This is a genomic window from Verrucomicrobiia bacterium (genome assembly GCA_035765895.1).
GTDB lineage: Bacteria > Verrucomicrobiota > Verrucomicrobiia > Limisphaerales > DSYF01 > DSYF01.
The window spans coordinates 1-19174 of record DASTWL010000047.1 but is presented as its reverse complement, the minus strand read 5'-3'; the positions used below and the strand labels follow the sequence as shown (position 1 = coordinate 19174).

Annotated in this window: 18 protein-coding genes; 7 read left to right on the top strand and 11 right to left on the bottom strand. The window is 60.0% G+C overall.

Features of this window, described 5'->3' with window-relative positions:
* Positions 1–159 precede the first annotated feature (159 nt).
* From VFV96_09945 to VFV96_09900, 10 genes are all read right to left on the bottom strand, one after another.
* Entirely contained in the window at positions 160–1293 is a 1134-nt protein-coding gene (locus tag VFV96_09945) for a CHRD domain-containing protein (GenBank protein HEU5070718.1), read from the bottom strand.
* Positions 1294–1848: 555 nt separating this feature from the next.
* The gene (locus VFV96_09940; GenBank protein HEU5070717.1) at positions 1849–2325 is read right to left on the bottom strand and encodes a response regulator; all 477 of its coding nucleotides are present in this window, start codon (positions 2323–2325) and stop codon (positions 1849–1851) included.
* A 523-nt stretch (positions 2326–2848) separates the two neighbouring features.
* Positions 2849–3427, bottom strand: a complete 579-nt coding sequence (locus tag VFV96_09935) for an L-histidine N(alpha)-methyltransferase (GenBank protein ID HEU5070716.1) — start codon at positions 3425–3427, stop codon at positions 2849–2851.
* A 12-nt stretch (positions 3428–3439) separates the two neighbouring features.
* Positions 3440–4153: a DUF502 domain-containing protein gene (locus VFV96_09930; GenBank protein ID HEU5070715.1), complete on the bottom strand. Its 714-nt coding sequence runs from the start codon at positions 4151–4153 to the stop codon at positions 3440–3442.
* A 167-nt stretch (positions 4154–4320) separates the two neighbouring features.
* Positions 4321–4998 (bottom strand): response regulator transcription factor, encoded by a 678-nt coding sequence (locus VFV96_09925; GenBank protein HEU5070714.1) that lies wholly within the window; start codon positions 4996–4998, stop codon positions 4321–4323.
* Positions 4999–5004: 6 nt separating this feature from the next.
* Positions 5005–5496: a hypothetical protein gene (locus tag VFV96_09920; protein ID HEU5070713.1), complete on the bottom strand. Its 492-nt coding sequence runs from the start codon at positions 5494–5496 to the stop codon at positions 5005–5007.
* A 5-nt stretch (positions 5497–5501) separates the two neighbouring features.
* Complete coding sequence (locus VFV96_09915) at positions 5502–6941, bottom strand: ATP-binding protein (protein ID HEU5070712.1); 1440 nt, start codon at positions 6939–6941, stop codon at positions 5502–5504.
* A complete protein-coding gene (locus VFV96_09910) occupies positions 6938–7309 on the bottom strand; it encodes a response regulator (GenBank protein HEU5070711.1) in 372 nt (123 codons plus the stop codon). Before VFV96_09910 ends, VFV96_09915 begins: the two co-directional genes overlap by 4 nt.
* Positions 7309–8664 carry an ATP-binding protein gene (locus tag VFV96_09905; GenBank protein ID HEU5070710.1) on the bottom strand — a complete coding sequence of 452 codons (1356 nt, stop codon included), beginning with the start codon at positions 8662–8664 and terminating at the stop codon, positions 7309–7311. The genes VFV96_09910 and VFV96_09905 overlap by 1 nt, the downstream gene beginning before the upstream one ends.
* Before the next feature lie 3 nt (positions 8665–8667).
* The gene (locus tag VFV96_09900; protein HEU5070709.1) at positions 8668–11382 is read right to left on the bottom strand and encodes a chemotaxis protein CheB; all 2715 of its coding nucleotides are present in this window, start codon (positions 11380–11382) and stop codon (positions 8668–8670) included.
* A gap of 419 nt (positions 11383–11801) precedes the next feature.
* On the opposite strand from VFV96_09900, the gene VFV96_09895 reads away from it, so the two are divergent.
* The 7 genes from VFV96_09895 (at position 11802) to VFV96_09865 (ending at position 18014) form a co-directional block, all read left to right on the top strand.
* Entirely contained in the window at positions 11802–13280 is a 1479-nt protein-coding gene (locus tag VFV96_09895) for a DUF4070 domain-containing protein (GenBank protein ID HEU5070708.1), read from the top strand.
* A 455-nt stretch (positions 13281–13735) separates the two neighbouring features.
* Positions 13736–14182: a hypothetical protein gene (locus VFV96_09890; protein HEU5070707.1), complete on the top strand. Its 447-nt coding sequence runs from the start codon at positions 13736–13738 to the stop codon at positions 14180–14182.
* Between the two features lie 460 nt (positions 14183–14642).
* Positions 14643–14786 carry an entericidin A/B family lipoprotein gene (locus VFV96_09885; protein ID HEU5070706.1) on the top strand — a complete coding sequence of 48 codons (144 nt, stop codon included), beginning with the start codon at positions 14643–14645 and terminating at the stop codon, positions 14784–14786.
* A 93-nt stretch (positions 14787–14879) separates the two neighbouring features.
* Positions 14880–15635 (top strand): ABC transporter permease, encoded by a 756-nt coding sequence (locus tag VFV96_09880; protein ID HEU5070705.1) that lies wholly within the window; start codon positions 14880–14882, stop codon positions 15633–15635.
* Positions 15636–15637: 2 nt separating this feature from the next.
* A complete protein-coding gene (locus tag VFV96_09875; GenBank protein ID HEU5070704.1) occupies positions 15638–16690 on the top strand; it encodes an MlaD family protein in 1053 nt (350 codons plus the stop codon).
* Positions 16691–16955: 265 nt separating this feature from the next.
* On the top strand, positions 16956–17777 hold the full coding sequence (locus VFV96_09870) for a BON domain-containing protein (GenBank protein HEU5070703.1): 822 nt from the start codon (positions 16956–16958) through the stop codon (positions 17775–17777).
* A gap of 84 nt (positions 17778–17861) precedes the next feature.
* Complete coding sequence (locus VFV96_09865) at positions 17862–18014, top strand: lmo0937 family membrane protein (protein HEU5070702.1); 153 nt, start codon at positions 17862–17864, stop codon at positions 18012–18014.
* 920 nt (positions 18015–18934) lie between these two features.
* Here the strand turns inward: VFV96_09865 and VFV96_09860 are convergent.
* Positions 18935–19174: hypothetical protein (locus tag VFV96_09860; GenBank protein ID HEU5070701.1), on the bottom strand; the 240-nt coding region annotated here is incomplete at its 5' end.

The window sequence follows — 19174 nt, the reverse complement described above, 5'->3', positions numbered from 1 at the left end:
CTTGGGGATGGGCGCCGGCGGCTTCCAGAGGGCTTTCTCTTGCGCCATGGTTGGTCCGGGACGCCTGACCACTTGATGAAAGCGTCCCGGGCCACGCTTCCGATACGCCCATCCCCTTGTTCGACAGTCTTAAGAACTCATGCTTAATACCGGCGCTGGTTACCGCGAGTTGTGCGGCACGGTCACGATCACTGTTTTCGGCAGGGAGACATTTCCTGAAGCATCGACGGCTTCCACCGTGAGGTTGTAAACGCGCGAACCAGTAATGCCGGAGCGTTCCGCGCGCAACTTCGCGGTATGATCTCCCGTGATTTCCCAATCGGGGGAGGTATTGCCGCTGCCCTTGGCATCCGCCGGCTCGCTGCTGGTGATGGAGGTGATTTTCCAGGTCGTGTCACCGCATAGATCCGTGACCGTAGCCGCAAGCTGAATGGAGACCATCTTGTGATTGGGCGGCCAGAGAGTGGATGGGCTTGCCGTCAACACCGTAATGACCGGCGGGGTTGTGTCCACCACGGTGACGGTGGCAGAACACTCCGCCGAGTGATTCGTCGAGTCGGTGACCGCCACCGAGACGAGGTTCGTGCCCAGTTGATATTGGGCAGCGAATGAAACCGCCACCGGCGCAGCAGTGGACCCCGCCGCCAGCTCGTTGGTCTGAAGAGAAGCACCGTTCACCGACCAGACCACCTGCAATGCGTCGTTGTCAGGATCGGAAACCTGCACCGTGACCGTGGTGACACTGCCGCACTCGACCGTCACCGGCTCGGGGCAGGAAACAACCGGAGGGCTCCCCGACTTGGGGATTAATTGTGCCCGAAGTTCCCCGGCCGAATTGGTGGCCGTGTGGATGTTGAGGTAGCTCAACCCCGCGAGCAGATTGGCAACTTCGTTCGTCGGCACCGGCACCGTTCCAAAAATGATGCCACCGTTGGTCGGATCTGCTGCCGTGAACGAGAGCGGGGCAAGGTTTATGACCACACCCGCGTTGGTTCCTGGTCCGGCAGGACCGTGAATGTGCATGGCCGTGGCCACCCCCGTCAGGTTGGTGAAGCCTGCCGCGGAACCATAGCCCACGGCCAGCGACAGCAAGGCGGTGTCGGTATCAAAACTGATGCCGCCAAAAATCTCACCACCGCTGCCGGCGCTGTTGGTGACGGCGGGCACTTCATTGAGGGGGCTCAACCCGACGGCCGCGCCCGAGCCGGCGGGCGAGAGGTCAAATGGAATGATGGCCGCGGGCGCGATGACTGCGAGACCAAGCGACATGCCGATGATGAAGATTTTCATCATCGCTGTTCCGTTACGTTGTGGGATCCTGTTTTTCATATGCGTTTTATTCTGTTCTTGTTTCCGTTCTTGCTCCTCTGCGGCGACACGCCGCAGAGGAAATTGAAATTGGGTGAATACCCCGGTTATTGAAGGCATGAGAGTGAACGGGAAATGTTTCGGGAGCCATGGGGTGTTCTCCCTATAGGCGGCTTTGCTCGCCGCATCACATCAAGAGACTTGTTGACGTGGGTGCCCGGATGAAGTCCGGGACTGGCCCAATGCTGGTGCTCGGCCCATCGCTGGCTGGACTGGATTTTCTCTTGAACGAGGGAAGGAAACATCAAATTAGCATTGGGTGTGGACCAGGCGAGGCCCTCGGCCTCATTGATCGCCAACTGAACGAGCTTAAGAACCTCTGCCGGTTCGTCGCGGAAAGTATGCAGCACGCCTGCCTTATACTCGTTGAGTATGGCAACCACCGCCCGGCGGTTCGCGGCTGCATCGGCCGTGCCGACCGGGCGTAAGCAGTGAAATCCGGCAGGTCAAAATCGTTTGATAAATCCATGGATTGGCGGATCAAACCGTGGGTTGGATGGGCGGTTGTGCCGGTCGCTCGCAGGCATCCTCGGTGGCGCGCAACACCTCTTGCACGGTTCCCACCAACTCGTCCAGCGTGTAGGGCTTGAACATCGTGGCCGTGGGCTGCAGCCAGGGGGAGCAGATGAATTCCGCCGTCGGCAGTGTCCCCGTTGCCATGATGACCGGGAGGGCCATCCGGGCGCCATGCAGCTTCTTCAGCAACTCCAAGCCTGTCACCTTCGGCATCGCGTTGTCAGTAACCATCAAATTATAACTGTTCGATTGCAACGCATCCCAGGCAACAGCTCCATCCTCGGCGGCATCCACCTGATAACCGTGGCGGATCAGCACTTCGGTGTTGAGCCGCCGGATGTCCTCGTCGTCCTCCACCAACAGAATGCGATAATGAGGGGTGGGGAGGGACTGGCTGGGCGCGCGGGGAGCTTCGTATGCTGCTGCAAGTTTGGCTTTCATGCGCACAACCAAAGCAGAAGCGAAGTGGTTCTACCATGGGGTGTATTACCCAGTCATTGAGTCTGTCTGGTGCGAATTTCCTTGCTTGCAGTTCATAAGAAACATGGCCGAAAGACGAAGGCCGCTTTTATTGGGCTTTTGAAGCGATGGCGTTTAGAGGGATTCTTGTGAAACCAACACAAAAAGGCCGACGTGGATGCACGCGAAATTTCCCGCGCGGCCAGAGAGAAGCTTTAATTTGTGGAGTCGGAGCGGGCTGCGGAGCCAAGTCTCAAATGAACAGTCTCATAATCGGGGTCGTCACCGCGCCCATGAGGTCACGGTGTGCCACCCGTGACTGGGACTGGAGCCACAGGACCACGCTAACCATCGGGTTCGAACGGAACACTATTGACACGCCGGCCTAAAGCTTCCCTTCCGCTCGTCGTTGAACTGGCACAGGATCGTTGCCCGCGCCAAGCCCGAATGTTCCTTGCGTCGTGGTTGGGGTGCTAACCATGCGGTCCCCTCGGGGCGGCAGGCACTACGGCTGCGCGAAATAGATGAATGCCGGCGGGAAGTTCAGCCACACGGGCACGGTGCGGGTGTTCGGGAATCTGGCCTGGATGTTTTTCCGGTCCAGCAGCGAGTGTTGAAATTGAATGAACATCCCATCCGCACCAAGATTTTGGCGGATGGCGTCGAGCAAGCTTGCCGCCCTCTGCTTGCTGAGGTTTCCAAGGGCGATCCCTGAAATGATGAAGTCAGCGGGCGCGGCTCTGCGCCGCCCCAGCTCTGTGAGCAGGCGTTCGGCCGGAATGCAGACCACTTCAACCTGATCAGCACGGCCCGCACGCGTCAGATTTCGCCGGCAATCACGCGCCAACGTTGGGTTTATTTCGGAGGCGAGGATGCGCGCCCGGGGACAGCGACGGGCCAGCTGCAAGGTGAGCGCGCCACTGCCCGATCCCAACTCAATGATTTCCCCGTAATAATTTTTTGCGACCGGAGCAATCATTCTGGCGATGAGAAATCGCTGGGAGGGAACGAGGCCCCCAGTCTGCCCATGTTGCCGGAGACCGGCCCAGAGGAAGTTTAGGTGGGTCATCAGCGTGTTGGTCATGATGATTTTTCCTCAACGGGTCTGGGGTTCCAAGAGCGCGGGGGCTGGCACACTTACACCTGTAGCTGGGCGGTTTCCTTCCTTGCCCTGAAAGGCATCGCCATACGATGGCGACACCGCTCCCAAGCTCATGATGAATTTGATGCCCTCCGGCACGGACATTTCGAGTTTGATGACATCCGCCTCCGGCACCAGGACAACGGACCCACTGGTAAGAGGTGGTGCGGGCACGAACACACTGACCAGGGGCTTGTGGCTTCGGGCCCGCATTTCGTCATTGTGCATGCTGGTGAGGAATCCAAGGGCGTAGAGGCCCGGGCGCGGGAATTCCACCAGCACCACCTGTTTGAAAGTATTGGCCTGATTGGCGGTCAGCGCTTCATTCACACGTTTCATCAAACGGTAAAGTTTGTTGAAGAGGGGCACGCGCAGGAGAATCCTGTCCACCAATTGGATCAACTTCCGGCCGAAATAGTAGCGCGCAATCCCGCCCGCCAGGCTGATCAGCAGAATCGCTGCTGCCAGTGCCAGCAAGTTCCAATAGAGCAGCCCCACGCCCTCCCGTGTCTGCATCCAAGCTGACGGCACAAAGACGAGCAAGGTATTGGTGAAGTGGGACACGACGCCAAACATCCAGATGACGATTGCGACGGAAACCGCCGCTGGCAGAATCACGGCCAGTCCAGTCAGGAACGCGACCTTCCATCGGGCAAAGAATACTTGCATGGGCGAATATCGCACGAGCCGTGCAGCTCCCTGAAATGGTTTTACGCAAGGAGCTGCGGCGCTCAACGTGTTGCACACTTCCATGCCAACCCGCGGGACGCCATGGGGTGAAACCCTACTGTGCCCGCTCGGCACGCGAAATGCCGTTGTTCCTGCTGCTTCGTTGGCTAAATAATTGTCACCTGCACGCTGCTCTCGATGATGCCGGCGCTGATGGCGTAGCGGGTGAGGCCGGCGGTGTCGTGGATGTCCAGCTTGCGCATGAGATGCTCCCGATGCTTTTCCACCGTCTTCATGCCGATGCCAAGTTCCGCGGCCGTCTCCTTGTTGGCCTTGCCTTCGGCGATGAGCTGCAGCACTTCCATCTCGCGCGCCGTGAGTTTGATCGTTTTCAGGTTGAACTCCCCGGGGCGGCCCGGGGATTGCGCCTGGAGATTTTTTCGCCGTTTGGAAATGGCGGGACTGAAAAAGATTTTCCCCTTTTGCACCGCGCGGATCGCCTGGCACACCTCGTGGGCGGAGGATTGTTTGAGCAAAAAACCCACGGCCCCGACCGCGGTGGCTTCCTGAACATACGAATCATCCCCGTGCGCGGAGAGAACGATGACCTTGGTGGCGGGGATGATCTTGAGCAACTGTCGCGTGGCCTCCAAACCATTGAGCCGCGGCATGGCGATGTCCATCAACACCACGTCGGGCCTGAGTTCTTTGGCGAGATTGATTGCCGTCCGGCCGTCGGCCGCCTCGCCCACCACGGCCAGGTCACTTTCCAGTTCCAGCATCCGGCGAAATCCTTCGCGCACGATGGTGTGGTCTTCCGCGAGCAGAATGGTGATTTTTTTCATAATCATTCAAAGTTGGTGTGTCTCCGCCAGATCCCCGGTAATCTTTTGGCCGACAAATTGATAGGCCGGCTCGAAAAGCATTTTCCTTTTTCCCGCCGTGAACCACAGCTTGAGCTTTCCGTGGTCGGGATCAACCGGCGTGGCGGTGGCGGCAATGGGCCGACTCTTGCCGTCCTCGCCGCTGGTGACGGCGGTCCCGGTGATCGCAACGGTCTTGCCCTGGCCGATCTCGGCCAGTTTCGCATCCGAAACGGCGATGGGCAGCCGGCCCGTTTCGTTTTTCCAAAAATAGGGAATCACCTTGAACTGGTAATCGCCCGCGTAAACGCCGTTCGCGCGCTGAAGCGGACCGATGGTCAGCGTGGCTTTGCCTGCGGCCACTGGCATGGAACTGGGATCAATCAGGAGAATGCGCTCAGGCGCGGCGGAGTTGGTCTCAACCGATGCGGCGCAGACCCTGCCGCAAATGGCGGCGAGCAGCGCCAGTCGAAAAGTCATTCGCTTCATACAAATTCAAGCTTGGATTTCAACGGACTGAATTTGCGCCCCCCCCGGATTTTTCCCAAAGGGACCCGGGCGATAATGGTGGTGCCTTTGCCGGGCTGGGATTCGATTTCAAACCGGCCGCCGACCATTTCCACCCGTTCCCGCATGCCGACCAGCCCCAGGCGCTGGTTTCGTTTGCGGTGCAACACCCGCTCCACCTTGAAGGCTTTACCGTTGTCGGTGATTTCCATTTGAATGGCCCGGGGAATTTTTTTAATGCGCACATCCACCCGGCTGGCATTCGCATGTTGGACCACATTGGTCAACGCTTCCTGGGCGACGCGGTAAAATACCGTGCGCAAGGCGTTGTCCATGCCGCGAATCCGGCGGTTGGTGAAGGTGGTTAAATGAACGCGGATGCCCGTTCGTTTTGTAAAATCTTTTAGAAAATCGTGAAGGGTGGCAATCAGCCCCAAGTCGTCCAAGGCCGCCGGCCGCAGTTCCCGGGCGAACTCATGCACGATCTCTACTGAATGTTCCACCAGTTCCTGCGTGCGGGTTATTTCCTTCTTGAGCATCGCCGGATTGATCCGGGCCTTTTGGGACAGATTTTGCAGGTGCACATTGATGAGGATCAGGGTCTGGGTGATTTCATCATGCAACTCCCGGCTGATGCGCTTCCGCTCCTCCTCCTGGGCGTGCAAGATTTGATGGGAAAGTTGCCGCAACTGTTCCGCCGTGGAACGTGACTGCTCCAGCAGCCGGCCCAGATGCCGTTCACTGACGCAGAGAGCCTTCTGCAACTTCTCGCGCCGGAGAATTTCCCGACGCAACTCCAGATTCTTGGCCGCGAGCGCCTCCATGCGCCGTTGCGCTTCCTCCGCCCGCTTGAGGGGGGTGATGTCGGAAACCGCCACCCGGCACCGTTTCGGCTGGGCCGTAAGTGAAAGCGCGGGCATGGCGTGAAAGTCGGCCCAGAAAGCGGACCCGCCTTCTTTCAGCAGCTTCGCCTCGCAAACCTGTTTTCCGTTGCCGGCGAAGGTTCGTTCCAGGAAGGTCAGAAAAACCCGCCGGGTCGGCCGGTCAATAAAACGCTGCAAAGGCTGATGGAGCAGCCGCGAACGTTCCACGCCGAGCAGGACGGCCCCGGTCAGGTTGACCTCCTGTATCCGGCCCTGCTCGTTCAGGGAAAAATAACCGACGGGCGCGAAGTCGTAGAGGTCGGTGAATTTTTCGAGCAGCGGCTCCATCCGGTCCCGGGCCTGCTGCAACTCGGCATTCTGCATCTCCAGCTCCACCTGGTGAACCTGTAATTCGTGTTGCAGCCGTTGCGAATCGGCGGCTGTTTTTGGCGCGCCCATCCCGGACCGCTGAAGGCGCTTCCGTTTCCGCAAGCGGGCTTCGGCCCGTCGCCGCAGTTGGGCGGCGGGCAGGGTTGTGTCCGCTTTTTTCTTCATGGCGCGGGACGGTCGGGAATAATTTCGACCAGTATTTTCTGGAGCTGTTCGCGGTTGAAGGGTTTGGCCAGGCCGGCCTTAAAACCATGGGATTTGGGATTGAGCAGCACGGGATCATGGGAATAACCGGTCATGACAATGGCCTGCACCGCCGGGTCAAACCGGAGCAGCGCCTGGAGTGTTTCCAGGCCACCAACGCCTCCCTGCACCGTCAAATCCAGCAGCACCACGTCAAACGAATTTTCCCCACGTTTGGCGGCTTGGTAAGCTTGGATGGCCATCCCGCCCTCCGCCGCCTGTTCCACCGTATGACCCATCTGTTGGAGCATCGCCCCAACCGCTTTCCGCAATGATTCCTCGTCATCCATCACCAGGATTTTCGCGGGTCGTTGGGGGCCTGCTGGTTTGAGTGTTTTTTCGCCGGCTCCGGTCCCGGCTGCGGGCGGGAAATTGGAAGCAAGAGGTGAATGGTGGTGCCGGCTCCGATTTCGGACTTCACGGTGATCGCGCCATTATGTTTTCGAACGATCGAATGGCAGATCGTCAGGCCCAGCCCCATGCCCTTCTGACTGCCCTTTACTTTCGTCGAGAAGTAGGGATCAAAAATTTTCGGCAGGACGTCTTTCCCGATGCCGTCGCCCTGGTCGGCAATGCTCACCCGCACATACTCACCCGGCGGCAGCGCGGGTTCTTCGCGGGCTTTGCGAACGACATTCTCCGCCCGGACGGAAACCACGCCGCCATTGGGCATTGCTTCGCGCGCGTTCTGAACCAGATTGCGCATGACCTGTGCGATCTGTCCCGCGTCCACATTCACGGGCCGGAGATTGTCGGGCAGAGAAAAATTGCATCGCACCGTGGAACCGCTCAATGCCGCCTGGCTGGCTTCCTGAATCAGCCCGGCCAGATGGACCGGCTGACGAACCGGCGCGCCGCCATTGGCAAAGGTGATCAACTGCTGGGTCAGACCACGGGCAGCCCAGCCAGCCTTCTTTGCCTCCTCCAACAGTTCCGTCAACTTCATGTCCGAGGCGGTGGATTCCAGAGCCAGCTCCAGATCCAGCAGGATCACCGTGAGCAGGTTGTTGAAATCGTGCGCAATGCCCCCCGCCAGGATGCCGGTGGACTCCAGTTTGTTCAGGATGAGCCGGTCCGCCTCGGCCCGTTTGTGTTCGGTGAGATCCTCCAAAACCACCCGGCATTCCTGTCTGCTTGTCGCCGCCGCGTCCATCCGCACTTCGATTGCGGGGCGTCCGTCCTTGAGCAGATGCAGCTCGCAGGATTCCCGGGTCTGGTGCAAATAAATCCGCGTGAGAAAGTCGCTGAATGCGTGTCGGTCGGACGCGGACACATAATGTCCGAAACGTTGCTGGAGCAAACGGGAGCGGGGAATTCCCAGCAGGCTGGCCGCCGCGAGGTTCGCCTCCTGGATCGTTCCCTCGCAATCGAGCGTCAGATAACCCACCGGGGCGAAATCATAGAGGTCCCGGTATTTTTCCAGCCCCGCCTCCAGCTCGTTCCGCGCCTGCTGGAGTTCATCCTTCTGCATCTCCAGCTCGATCTGGTGAACCTGCAATTCATGGATCAGTCGTTGCGTGTCGGCTTCGGTCCGGGCCGGCCCTGCTTCCAAATGCCGCGCTTGCAGGCGTTTTTCGGCACGCTGCCGCAGTTTGGCGGCCTCGGGCGAGCCTTCCGGCGCGATGGGCTGGGATTGCTTTTTCATGTTTCATCCCCCTTGAGAATTTCTCCGGCGCCGCCGCGCCGTTTTGGTTTGGCCGTTTTTTGACGGCTTTTTTCGTGTGATTGTTTCGCCCCGGTTCGGATTTAAGAGCTGGTCGTTCTTTTCCCGCAATTGCGCTTCCAGTGTCCGGGACGCCGTGATGTTCGTAAAGGTGATCACCACGCCGTCTATCCGGTCGTCCTGCGTGCGGTAGGGCATGATGCGCACGGTGAACCAGCGTCCGTCTCGTGCGCCAATCGGTTTTTCCGCGGCGGTCAGTTTGCGCAGCACCTCCCGCGCGTCATCGGCCAGTTCCGGATAGCGCAGGTCCGTGGCCAGGTCGGTAATGGGGCGCCCGACGTCGGCCGGGATGAGTTTGATGATTTTCGTCGCCTGCGGGGTGAACCGCCGCACGTTGAGATCCTTGTCCAGAAACAGGGTGGCGATGTCCGTGCTGTCGAGCAGGTTTTTCATGTCGTTGCTCGCCCGCGACAGTTCGTCCACCTTGGCCTGCAGCTCGGTGTTGACCGTCTGCAATTCCTCGTTCAGCGACTGCATCTCCTCCTTCGAGGTGGTGAGTTCCTCGTTGGTGGACTGGAGTTCTTCATTGGTGGACTGCAGCTCCTCGTTGGCGGAGCGGAATTCCTCCTGCGAGGTCTGCATTTCCTCGTGGGTGTTGCGCGCCTCGGCGCGCACGCGCAACAGCTCCTGTTCCACTTCCCGCAACCGCGCATGGCGGGCGGGCGGCGAAGCCGGACGGCCCGGCGTTTTATCGGCCACGGGCGCGGCCACGTCGGTAAAGACAATCATCACCAGCCCGTGCAGCGGGCCGGCCCCATTAAGCCGCTGAACGGTGACATTCACGCACTGGGTTCCGCCATTGGTTTCGACCTTGAGTCCATGGAGCTCCACTTTTTCTTCTTGCCGGAGCACTTTCTGGAAAGCGCTGGAGAGTTCATAGCGCAGGCTTTCACGGGCCATGACAAAGATGTTCCAGTTGGCCTTGCCGGCGGCGGGTTCGAGATATTTGCCGGTGCGGCCGCTGACGTAAAAGATGTCGCCGCTGTCATTGACGAGCACCGCCGGCGGGGCGTAATGCTGCAACACCAGTTGATCCGCCAGGGCCTGGAGACTGGCGGGCGGCTTGGGAACCGGGCGCGCCTCGGCACCGACGGTCGGGCTGACGCTGAAAGACGAGGGAAACTCGACCGGCTCGGGCCGCAGGACGGATTCCGTTCGCCGATAGATGCGCGATTTGCCGTGGAGCGGGGCAAACAGGGCGCCGTTGCCGCCCACGGTTTCCGCGCTGCCCAGCAATAAAATGCCGCCGGGCGCGAGGCTGTAATGAAAGAGCGGAATCAGTTTCTTCTGCACCTCCGGAGCCAGGTAGATCAGCAAATTGCGGCAGCTTAAAATGTCCAGCTTGGTGAACGGCGGGTCCATGATGAGATTCTGCGGGGCGAAAATCACCATCTCGCGGATTTCCTTGCGCACGCGGTAGCCGTGGTCTTCCTTGATGAAGAAGCGCTTCAAGCGTTCCGGCGACACGTCGGCGGCGATGTTCTCGGGGAAAAATCCCTGGCGGGCCTTGTCAATCGCGTCGCGGTCCAGGTCGGTGGCAAAGATCTGAATCGTGAACTGTCGTTTGGGTTTGGCCACCTCAACCGCCTCCTTGAGCACGATGGCCAGGGAATAGGCTTCCTCCCCGGTGGAGCAGCCGGGCACCCACGCCCGCAGCGCCTGACCGGATGGACGGCTTGCGAGCAGCGCCGGGATGGCGTGTTCCCGCATCTGGTCCCAGACGTCGGGATCGCGGAAAAAATTCGTCACGCCGATCAATAATTCCTTGAAGAGCAGGTCCAGCTCCTGTGAATTCGCCTGCAAGTAGCGCACATAGGTGGACATCTTGCCGATCTGGTGAATGCCCATGCGCCGCTCGATCCGGCGATAGAGGGTGTTCCGCTTGTAGAGGGAAAAATCCTGGCCGGTGTGGGCGCGCAGCAGGATGACGGCTTTTTCCAGGCCGGTTTGCGTCTTGTCTTCCAAGGACGGCTCCGTCTTGGAGATCAGGGGCGTGCGGTCAAGATAACCGGTGAGTTTCGCCGGCAGTTCGTCCGCCGGAGCCACAATATCCGCCAGCCCGGCGTCAATGGCGCTGCGCGGCATGCCGTCGAATTTGGCCGTCGCCGGATCCTGCACCAGCACCACGCCCGCCTTCTCCTTGATGGCGCGCAGGCCCAGCGTGCCATCCGACCCCATGCCGGAAAGAATCACGCCGATGCTGTGCTCCTGCTGGTCCTGCGCCAGCGAGCGGAGGAAAAAATCAATCGGCAGACGCAGCCCGCGCGGGGCTGCCGGGGCGAGCAGATGCAAAACGCCGTGCAGGATGGACATGTCCTTGTTCGGCGGAATCACATAGACGCAATCCGGCTGCACCCGGGTGCGGTCCTTCACCTGCACGACCTTCATGCCCGTGCCGCGCTGCAACAGTTCCGGCATGATGCCCTTGTGCGTGGGGTCCAGATGCTGGACGATGACAAACGCCATGCCACTGCGGGCCGGCACATGGGTGAGAAATTGTTCCAAGGCTTCCAGCCCCCCGGCGGAGGCGCCGATGCCGACGATGGGAAACGGGGTGCCGGGCTCGCGGGCTGCCTTGATTCGGCTGGCCGCGCGGGCCAGGCGTTTGGGTCGGAGATTTGGTCCAGATTTCAGTTTCATGTTTCCCATGGGTCCGTTCGCAAAGTCTGATTCTGCCGTTGGCTGCCCATTCGGTGGCACCGTGCGGGGCGAGTCTTCATCGCGGTAAAACCAGCTTGCGCCTTGGCCCTGACGACCTCAACCGAAAAGCCGCAGGTCAAATCAAATGCGCGCGCATCCTGACAGGGGCCCTTATGCGCGGCATTCAGGCCGCTTCACCGTCCGTTGGCAGACCGGAAAACAGGCTGAACTGCGGGCGACGTCGGGCTGAAGCGGCATAAACGCTGCGTCCCTGCCCGGTGGCCATCGGGCGCCATATTCAGGTGCGCTCCATGGCGCACCGGCACTCAGCATAGTTATTGGGTAAATCCAACAACTTGCCCATGGGGTAAACACCCCATGTGCCCCGCACAGTCTGTTTGACATATATTCCCCAACGGATGAACGTCCTGCTGCTATACCCGGAATTCCCGGACACGTTCTGGAGTTTCAAGCACGCGCTGAAATTCATCCGCAAGAAAGCGTCGCTGCCGCCCTTGGGGCTGTTGACTGTGGCGGCGATGCTCCCGCCGGATTGGGAAAAGCGTCTGGTGGATGTCAACGTGCGGCACCTGCGCACGCGAGATCTGGCCTGGGCAGACGTGGTGTTCATCAGCGGAATGATCGCCCAACAAAACTCGGTGCATGAACTCATCGCTCGTTGCCACGCGGCCGGCAAAACCATTGTGGCGGGCGGGCCGCTCTTCACCCTGGGCCACGAACAATTTCCCGACGTTGACCATTTCGTGTTGAACGAGGCGGAGGTGACGCTGCCGGAGTTTCTGCGCGACTTCGAGCGGGGCACGGCGCGGCGCGTGTATTCCTCCCTCGCATTCCCCGATATCCGTCAGACGCCTGCGCCCTTGTGGGAGCTGGCGGACCTGCGGCGTTATGCCTCGATGAGCGTGCAATTTTCGCGTGGCTGTCCGTTTGACTGCGAGTTTTGCAACGTCACGGCGATGTTTGGCCATCGACCGCGCACGAAGACGACGGCCCAGGTAATCGCCGAGCTGGACGGACTGCGTCGGGCGGGCTGGCGCGGCGCGGTCTTTTTCGTGGACGACAATTTCATCGGCAACAAGCGGGCGATCCGGGAGGAATTGCTGCCGGCGCTGATCCAGTGGCAGCAGGGCCGGCGCGGCACTCCGTTCTTCACTGAGGCGTCCATCAACCTGGCGGACGATGCGGAGCTGATGCGGATGATGGTGGAGGCGGGATTCAACCAGGTGTTTATCGGCATCGAAACGCCGGAGGACGCGGGTCTCGCCGAGTGCCACAAGCGGCAAAACCAGCAGCGCGATCTGGTGGCCGATGTGAAACGCATTCAGCGCGCGGGCTTGGAAGTGCAGGGCGGGTTCATCGTGGGCTTTGACAGCGACACGCCTTTGATCTTTGCGCGGCAGATCGAGTTCATCCAAACGAGCGGCATCGTTACGGCGATGGTCGGCCTGCTGCAAGCCATCCCCGGCACGAAGCTGTATCAGCGATTGCACGGCGAGGGGCGGCTGGTCGGTCCGACCACCGGCAACAATCTGGACGGGACCACCAACTTCATTCCGCGAATGAACCGGGAGACGCTACTGGCGGGCTACCGGAGTCTCATGGGATACCTGTATGCGCCCGGGCCGTATTACCAGCGGATTCGCACATTTCTGCGCGAATATCAGCGCCCAAAAAATGCGGGGCCATTTAGCTGGCGCTATTTCATGGCCTTCCTGCACGCAAGCATCCGGCTTGGCATCCTGGGCCGCGAGCGTTTCCACTACTGGGGTTTGCTCCTTTGGACTTTTTTTCGGCGTCCGACGCTGTTTCCGCTGGCGGTCACGCTCTCCATCTACGGCCATCATTTCCGCAAGACGTGCCGCGTGCTGGGGTTGTAATGCGGCGCTGGCCGGGCGGGCCACGACCCAGTTGGCCCGGCAGCGCTCACAGCGCGAGTTGTGAACATGGGGAGAACACCCCATGGTATTGGGAGCGCCTTTCCGCCAAACTATGGGCGATGATGAATTCAGAAAAAACGCCGTCAGACCAGGAAAGCACCCTGACAACCCTGGTCGCCCTGTATCCACACGCCTTCGCCACGGTTGCTGCTTCCAACTCCCGCGCTGGTCTGGCTTTGCGCCGGTTCGAACTGACCCGCGCGGAAGGGCTCCATGGTTCCGTGGACATGTCCCAGCCACGCGCCGCCCGGAAGATGTCTGCGCCGGCCGGGCGCAACTCTGATGCCCTGCCGCACGGGGCTCAGGGAGGTGGGGTTACACCCTATGGCCCGGCGCCCGCGCCGGACGTAGCGTAACGTTCGAGTGAAATGCAACCCCCCGTTGAACGAACACTTATGAAACAAGCAACCATGCTCCTAACAACCCTCGCCGCTGCCGCTGTCATGGCGGGCTGCGACAAACCGGCAACCACCACGCAACAACTCGACCAGGTCCAGGAAAAGACCACCGCCGCAACGGAGGACATGAAGGATTACACCTTCGCCCAGAAGGCGGAGTTCACCGCAAAAATGCAGGCGCAACTGGCCGCAATTAACACGGACCTGGATGCGCTCTCCGCCAAAATTGAAAAGTCTAGTGACGTGGTCAAAGCCGAAGCCACTCCCAAACTGAAGGCGCTGCGAGAAAAAGCAGCCCAACTGAACCAGCAACTGGAGCAGGCCAAGAACGCCAACGAGTCCACCTGGGACAGCGTCAAGGCGGGTTCCAGAAAAGCGTATGAAGATTTGAAGGACGGGTTCGACCAAGCGCGCCAGTGGGTGAGCGATAAAATCGCGCCGTGAACGAAGCCGGAGGAGATTACGAACACTCCAAGCGCGGCATTCTCTTCATGCAGTTATCGTCTGTCCACACAACGGCTCTTGGGGCCGGCGCGGCTCGCCGGAAAGCGAGCAAACTCTTGATGGGGTAACACCCCATAGCTAACGGCCACCCCACGACTTAACGTGATTCGAAAAAGGACGGCGAACGCCTCGCTGTTCAATACGAAAGCAAAACTATGCCCATATTATTCACACCAATACTGGCCAGCACGCTCTATATCGGCGGCGGCGTCGGACTCCTGCTGGTCATCGTCGTTTTGGTTCTGTTGTTCCGTTAACTGCCAGGCCAACCGGGATCGCGAAGCGGGCTTCAAACGGATTGCCCTGACCCATCCACGGTAGGGTTTTACCCCATAGTGAAGCGTGACACGGAGGGCTAACCTGATCCAGTCAGCAAACCCAATGTAACCAAGGAACAATTATGACCTCATCATTCAAACGCATCATCGTTCTTTTCTGTCTCACCGCGGTGCTGGCCTTCGTTAGCACGGGCTGCCATACGGCTCACGGCTTCGGCGAAGATATGCAGGATGCCGGCCAGGGAATTCAGCACGGCACCCAATAACCACGGCCCACCGTGCCCACGGAAGCGTCCAAAGTTGTTGGCTCATTCTGGACTTCTCCCCTGCGCCTCCCCGGCAGATTGGGCGCGGAAGTTTTGGCGCAATGGGATGAGCTGCGACACACGGCGGCGGTGATCGGCACCGTGTTGTGCGTGTGCCTTCGACCGCGTTGCTGGGTGCGCCCGGTGCGGAGGGCTTTCGCGCGGCAGGTGCTGGCCATTGGCGTCGAACCGCTCTGGTTTGTCAGTGCCGTGGCCGTATTCGTCGGCATCTCGGTGGTCGTGCAGCTCACTTTCTGGGCGGGCGAACTGGGGCAATCGCAACTGCTCGGACCTCTGTTGGTGGCCGTCGTGGCCCGCGAACTCGGCCCGCTGCTGATCATCCTCATCGTTATCATCCGCAGCGGCAGTTCGATGGCGACCGAACTGGGCGTTCTCCAGATCAATGGCGGTGTGCGCGAGTTGGAGGCCCAGGGCCGCGATCCATTCACACATCTGGTCCTGCCGCGCGTGCTGGGCATGGCGGCGTCCGCGTTTTGCCTGACGATCCTGTTCATCCTGATCGCGTTCGCCAGCGGTTACCTGTTCGCGGCGTGGCTGGGCGCCGGCAGCCGGGATGTGCTGTTGTTTGCGGACACCATTTCCGGCGCGGTTCAACCCAAGGACATTCTCAATATCCTGGCCAAAAGCATCCTGCCCGCCCTGTTCGCGGCTGCAACTTGCTGCATCGGCGGGCTCGGGGTCGGCGCGTCGGACGCGAGAATCCCGCGGGCCACGCAACAGGCACTCACCCGCTCCGTCGCCGGGCTGTTTGTCATCTCCGCCGTGGTCTCACTGCTGACCTACCTGTGACCATGAACGAAACGATTAACGCCCCTGAACCTTCGCCCCGTGATGACCGAAGCCGGCGGCTGGCAGATCGCTTCAAATTCCGGCACGTCAACGAAATCACCGGGACGCTCGTGCTCGTGGTGGTCGCGGTGCTGATCGCCGCCGTGGTGTGGACGGGCCGCAGCCAGCGCTGGTTCAAAAGCAATGTCACGTTGCGGATCGTTTTGCCCGAAACCGGGGCAGCGGGCATCCGGCAAGGCTCGGAGGTTTACTTTCTGGGCACGCTCGTGGGCACTGTTTCTGACGTTTTGGTGGATGAGAAAGGCGGCATGGAAGCCAAAGCGAACATCCGGCGCGACTTCTTCCGGTTCGTGCGCGCGGACTCGTCGGCGGTAGTCAAAAAGAAATTTGGCGTGGCGGGCGATTCGTTTTTTGAAATCAGCCGCGGCGAGGGCCAACCGCTCCCGGAAAGAAACGCATCCATTGTGTGCAAAGATCAATTTCAGAGCGCGCTGGAAGCGGCCGTTGAGCAAGTCCGCGCCGAGGCGATGCTCGTGTTGAAGAAGGTGAACGGCGGACTGGATACCTGGACCAAGCTGGGGGCGGACCTGGGCGAAACCCGTCAACACCTGGATCAGCTCGCGATTCGCTTGGACAAAATGGCGGCGGGTGTTGAGGCCGGCAAAGGCACGGCCGGCCAGTTGATCACCAATGACGCCATTGCCAACGACGCGCGGGAGTTCCTGACGCGGGCGAATGAAGCGATGGGCGAATTGCGCGGGGTGGTGACCAACCTGAATGTTGCCGTTGCGAACATCCAGGCCGGCACAACCCGCCTCCCGGAAATCACCGATGCCGTGGCCAACGAGGCGAAGGATCTGCCCGGCCTCGTCGAGCAAACGCAGTCCTCAATGCGCGAACTGGAGCGGTTGATCGAAGCCATGCAACGCCACTGGCTCCTCCGCAAATATGTGAACAAAACGAACCCGCCGCGCCTCCATCCGCCCTACGAACCCGTCGCACCGCAAAAGCAGCCGGTAAACACGTTTCGCTCGCCGCGCGATTTTACACGATAACCACGTCCATGCGGCGCGAGGATTTGTCAGGAGCGCGGACCGCCGAGTCCGCGAGACAACTCGGACGAAACTCGCACTGGCGGACTCGGCGACTCGCGCTCCTTTGGTTGCGGCTCCGCCGGGCTGTGCCCCCGGGTTTGAGCCGGAAGTTCGAGTTCAGCTCCTTGGTAGGGTTACACCCCATAGCGGATGGCTGGCTCGCTGAGTAGCGTGTATCTGTCGGTAAAACCAAAACTCCTCAAGAGAAAGAATGACAAAGCACCCTATGAAACGAATCTATCCGCTCGCACTCCTCGTAGCCACGGGCGCCCTGTTGGTGGCCACCACCTCGTTGCGCGCCTCTGATACGGACGACCGCATCGAGGCATCCGCCAGCAAGTCCTATGTGTTCAAAACCTACCTCAAGGACGATGCCATCAAGACCGAGTCCAAGGATGGGGCCGTTACTTTGACCGGAACCGTTGCCGAAGCGAACCACAAATCGCTGGCCGAAGACACCGTTGAAAGTCTGCCCGGCGTTACCAGCGTGGACAATCAACTGACCGTTAAAGGGGAAGGCCCCGCTGAACATTCGGATGCCTGGCTGGGCACGAAGGTGAAAACCACGCTCCTGTTCCATCGCAACGTGAGGGCCACCAAAACGGATGTAAATGTGGCCGACGGCGTCGTCACCCTGAGCGGCGAGGCCTCCAGTCTGGCCCAAAAGGAACTGACCACCGAATACGCCAGTGATGTTGAAGGCGTCAAATCCGTGAAAAACGACATGACGATTGACAAGGCGGAAGCCCCGGTGAAGGAAACGATCGGCGACAAGATTGACGACGCCTCCATTACGGCCCAGGTCAAGTCGGAGTTGCTGTCGCACCACTCGACCAGCGCCCTGAAGACGAAGGTCGAGACGACGGATGGCGTGGTTACGGTCAGCGGCATCGCCAGGAATTCCGCCGAAAAGAGTCTCGTCACCAAGCTGGTCAACGACATCAACGGAGTGACCAGCGTGATTAACAACATGACGATCGCGGCGCCAGTGTCGGCGTGGATTTCTCCCGTTGCCCCGGCGACGAACCTGAGAATTGTCGGCAACTGAAATCCAGTCTGACCCTCATTGCCATCGGCGTGCGGAAAATGCACCCGCTGGCAGTGATCCAAGGCCAATGGAAAGAAGAAAACCATGTTATACACCATTGCGATTGTCTTGGTCGTCTTGTGGCTGCTCGGTCTGCTCACTGGCTACACGATGGGTTCGTTCATTCACCTCCTGCTGGTGCTGGCGGTCATCATGATCCTCGTCGACTTCCTGTTTGGCCGTCGGCGGTTGAGTTAAGTCCCGGTCGTCCGAAGCACAGGGATTGAATCACCATTATGAAGGTAAAACCCATTGCTGCCGTGATCTTGATTGCGCTTGGCATCGTGGTGCTCGCCTACTCGGGGCGTCCATTTTAAGACGCCAGGCAAACCAATCGACTTTCTCGGGATGCACATTGAGACCACCGACAACCATTTCATCCCGCCTGTCGTCGGTGCGCTGATGCTCGTCGGCGGAGTCGTGTTGCTGGTGTTGCGGCTCAAGCGGGTCTGAGAAGCGGGGGCGAAACCAGTGCCGCCCGAATCCGCTGTCGCTTGCGTCACACCGCCGGGGTGAGGTCATGAAAGACAAACGGCCCGGCACATGAAAATTAAGACGCCTTTTGCCTGGTGGAAAGCCGTGTTTGGGACCCGTCTGGCGGTAGTCCTGCCGGCCGCCGTTTCCATCGGGCTGATCCTCTCACTGTTTAGCATGGTGGCCAGTTTCACCGACACACTGCTCCTGTTCTTACCTGCAGCCAGGACGTCCGCGGAGCCGCTGCGCCTTTACTGGAGTGTAATTGCGCTGCCACTGAAGGAGGAACCGCCATCGTCATCTTCTGCACCCTGTTCTACAACAAATAGCATCCCGTGGGATCGCCACTTGGTTGCCCCACATCGCGCACGCACGCCTCGCCCCCGCCTAACCTCCCTTCGACAGAGGAGTGGCAAAACCAGCTTGACCCAGATACGCCGGTGTGCGCGTCGGCACATCACACGGTAATTGCAAGGCCGCCACGCTGGTTCCTTCCATCTGCCAGGGCGGCATGCAACTTATGGATGGCCATTGCCCGGACGATTCATCGGACGTTGAGCGGATGCTGCGCGGACATTCCGTGGGCATGGACTGAATGCGGCTGCGGACATCGTGCCGGACATTCGCCAGCATCGGCTCGGACGCTATCCGTCCATTACCCGGATGCTGGCCGAATATACCCGGCTATTGGCCGGATAGTTCACCTGAAGATGCGCGGATAATTCGACGGACGTTACGTCGGACACGTCTTCATCGAAGCGCATGATGGCGATTGAGCCGGTCTTCTTGCGCGCGAACGAAATGAAGTTGTGCTCCCAATCAATGTTCTCGGCCTCAAGGAAGGCGATGTCCGATTGCGCCGCGCCCAAGTGCCATGCGAGTTG

Excerpts from the sequence above, each read along its gene's own strand:
- VFV96_09945 (HEU5070718.1), bottom strand. The coding sequence starts at position 1,293 with ATGATGAAAATCTTCATCATCGGCATGTCGCTTGGTCTCGCAGTCATC.
- VFV96_09940 (HEU5070717.1), bottom strand. The coding sequence starts at position 2,325 with ATGAAAGCCAAACTTGCAGCAGCATACGAAGCTCCCCGCGCGCCCAGC.
- VFV96_09935 (HEU5070716.1), bottom strand. The coding sequence starts at position 3,427 with ATGACCAACACGCTGATGACCCACCTAAACTTCCTCTGGGCCGGTCTC.
- VFV96_09930 (HEU5070715.1), bottom strand. The coding sequence starts at position 4,153 with ATGCAAGTATTCTTTGCCCGATGGAAGGTCGCGTTCCTGACTGGACTG.
- VFV96_09925 (HEU5070714.1), bottom strand. The coding sequence starts at position 4,998 with ATGAAAAAAATCACCATTCTGCTCGCGGAAGACCACACCATCGTGCGC.
- VFV96_09920 (HEU5070713.1), bottom strand. The coding sequence starts at position 5,496 with ATGACTTTTCGACTGGCGCTGCTCGCCGCCATTTGCGGCAGGGTCTGC.
- VFV96_09915 (HEU5070712.1), bottom strand. The coding sequence starts at position 6,941 with ATGAAGAAAAAAGCGGACACAACCCTGCCCGCCGCCCAACTGCGGCGA.
- VFV96_09910 (HEU5070711.1), bottom strand. The coding sequence starts at position 7,309 with ATGGATGACGAGGAATCATTGCGGAAAGCGGTTGGGGCGATGCTCCAA.
- VFV96_09905 (HEU5070710.1), bottom strand. The coding sequence starts at position 8,664 with ATGAAAAAGCAATCCCAGCCCATCGCGCCGGAAGGCTCGCCCGAGGCC.
- VFV96_09900 (HEU5070709.1), bottom strand. The coding sequence starts at position 11,382 with ATGAAACTGAAATCTGGACCAAATCTCCGACCCAAACGCCTGGCCCGC.
- VFV96_09895 (HEU5070708.1), top strand. The coding sequence starts at position 11,802 with ATGAACGTCCTGCTGCTATACCCGGAATTCCCGGACACGTTCTGGAGT.
- VFV96_09890 (HEU5070707.1), top strand. The coding sequence starts at position 13,736 with ATGAAACAAGCAACCATGCTCCTAACAACCCTCGCCGCTGCCGCTGTC.
- VFV96_09885 (HEU5070706.1), top strand. The coding sequence starts at position 14,643 with ATGACCTCATCATTCAAACGCATCATCGTTCTTTTCTGTCTCACCGCG.
- VFV96_09875 (HEU5070704.1), top strand. The coding sequence starts at position 15,638 with ATGAACGAAACGATTAACGCCCCTGAACCTTCGCCCCGTGATGACCGA.
- VFV96_09870 (HEU5070703.1), top strand. The coding sequence starts at position 16,956 with ATGAAACGAATCTATCCGCTCGCACTCCTCGTAGCCACGGGCGCCCTG.
- VFV96_09865 (HEU5070702.1), top strand. The coding sequence starts at position 17,862 with ATGTTATACACCATTGCGATTGTCTTGGTCGTCTTGTGGCTGCTCGGT.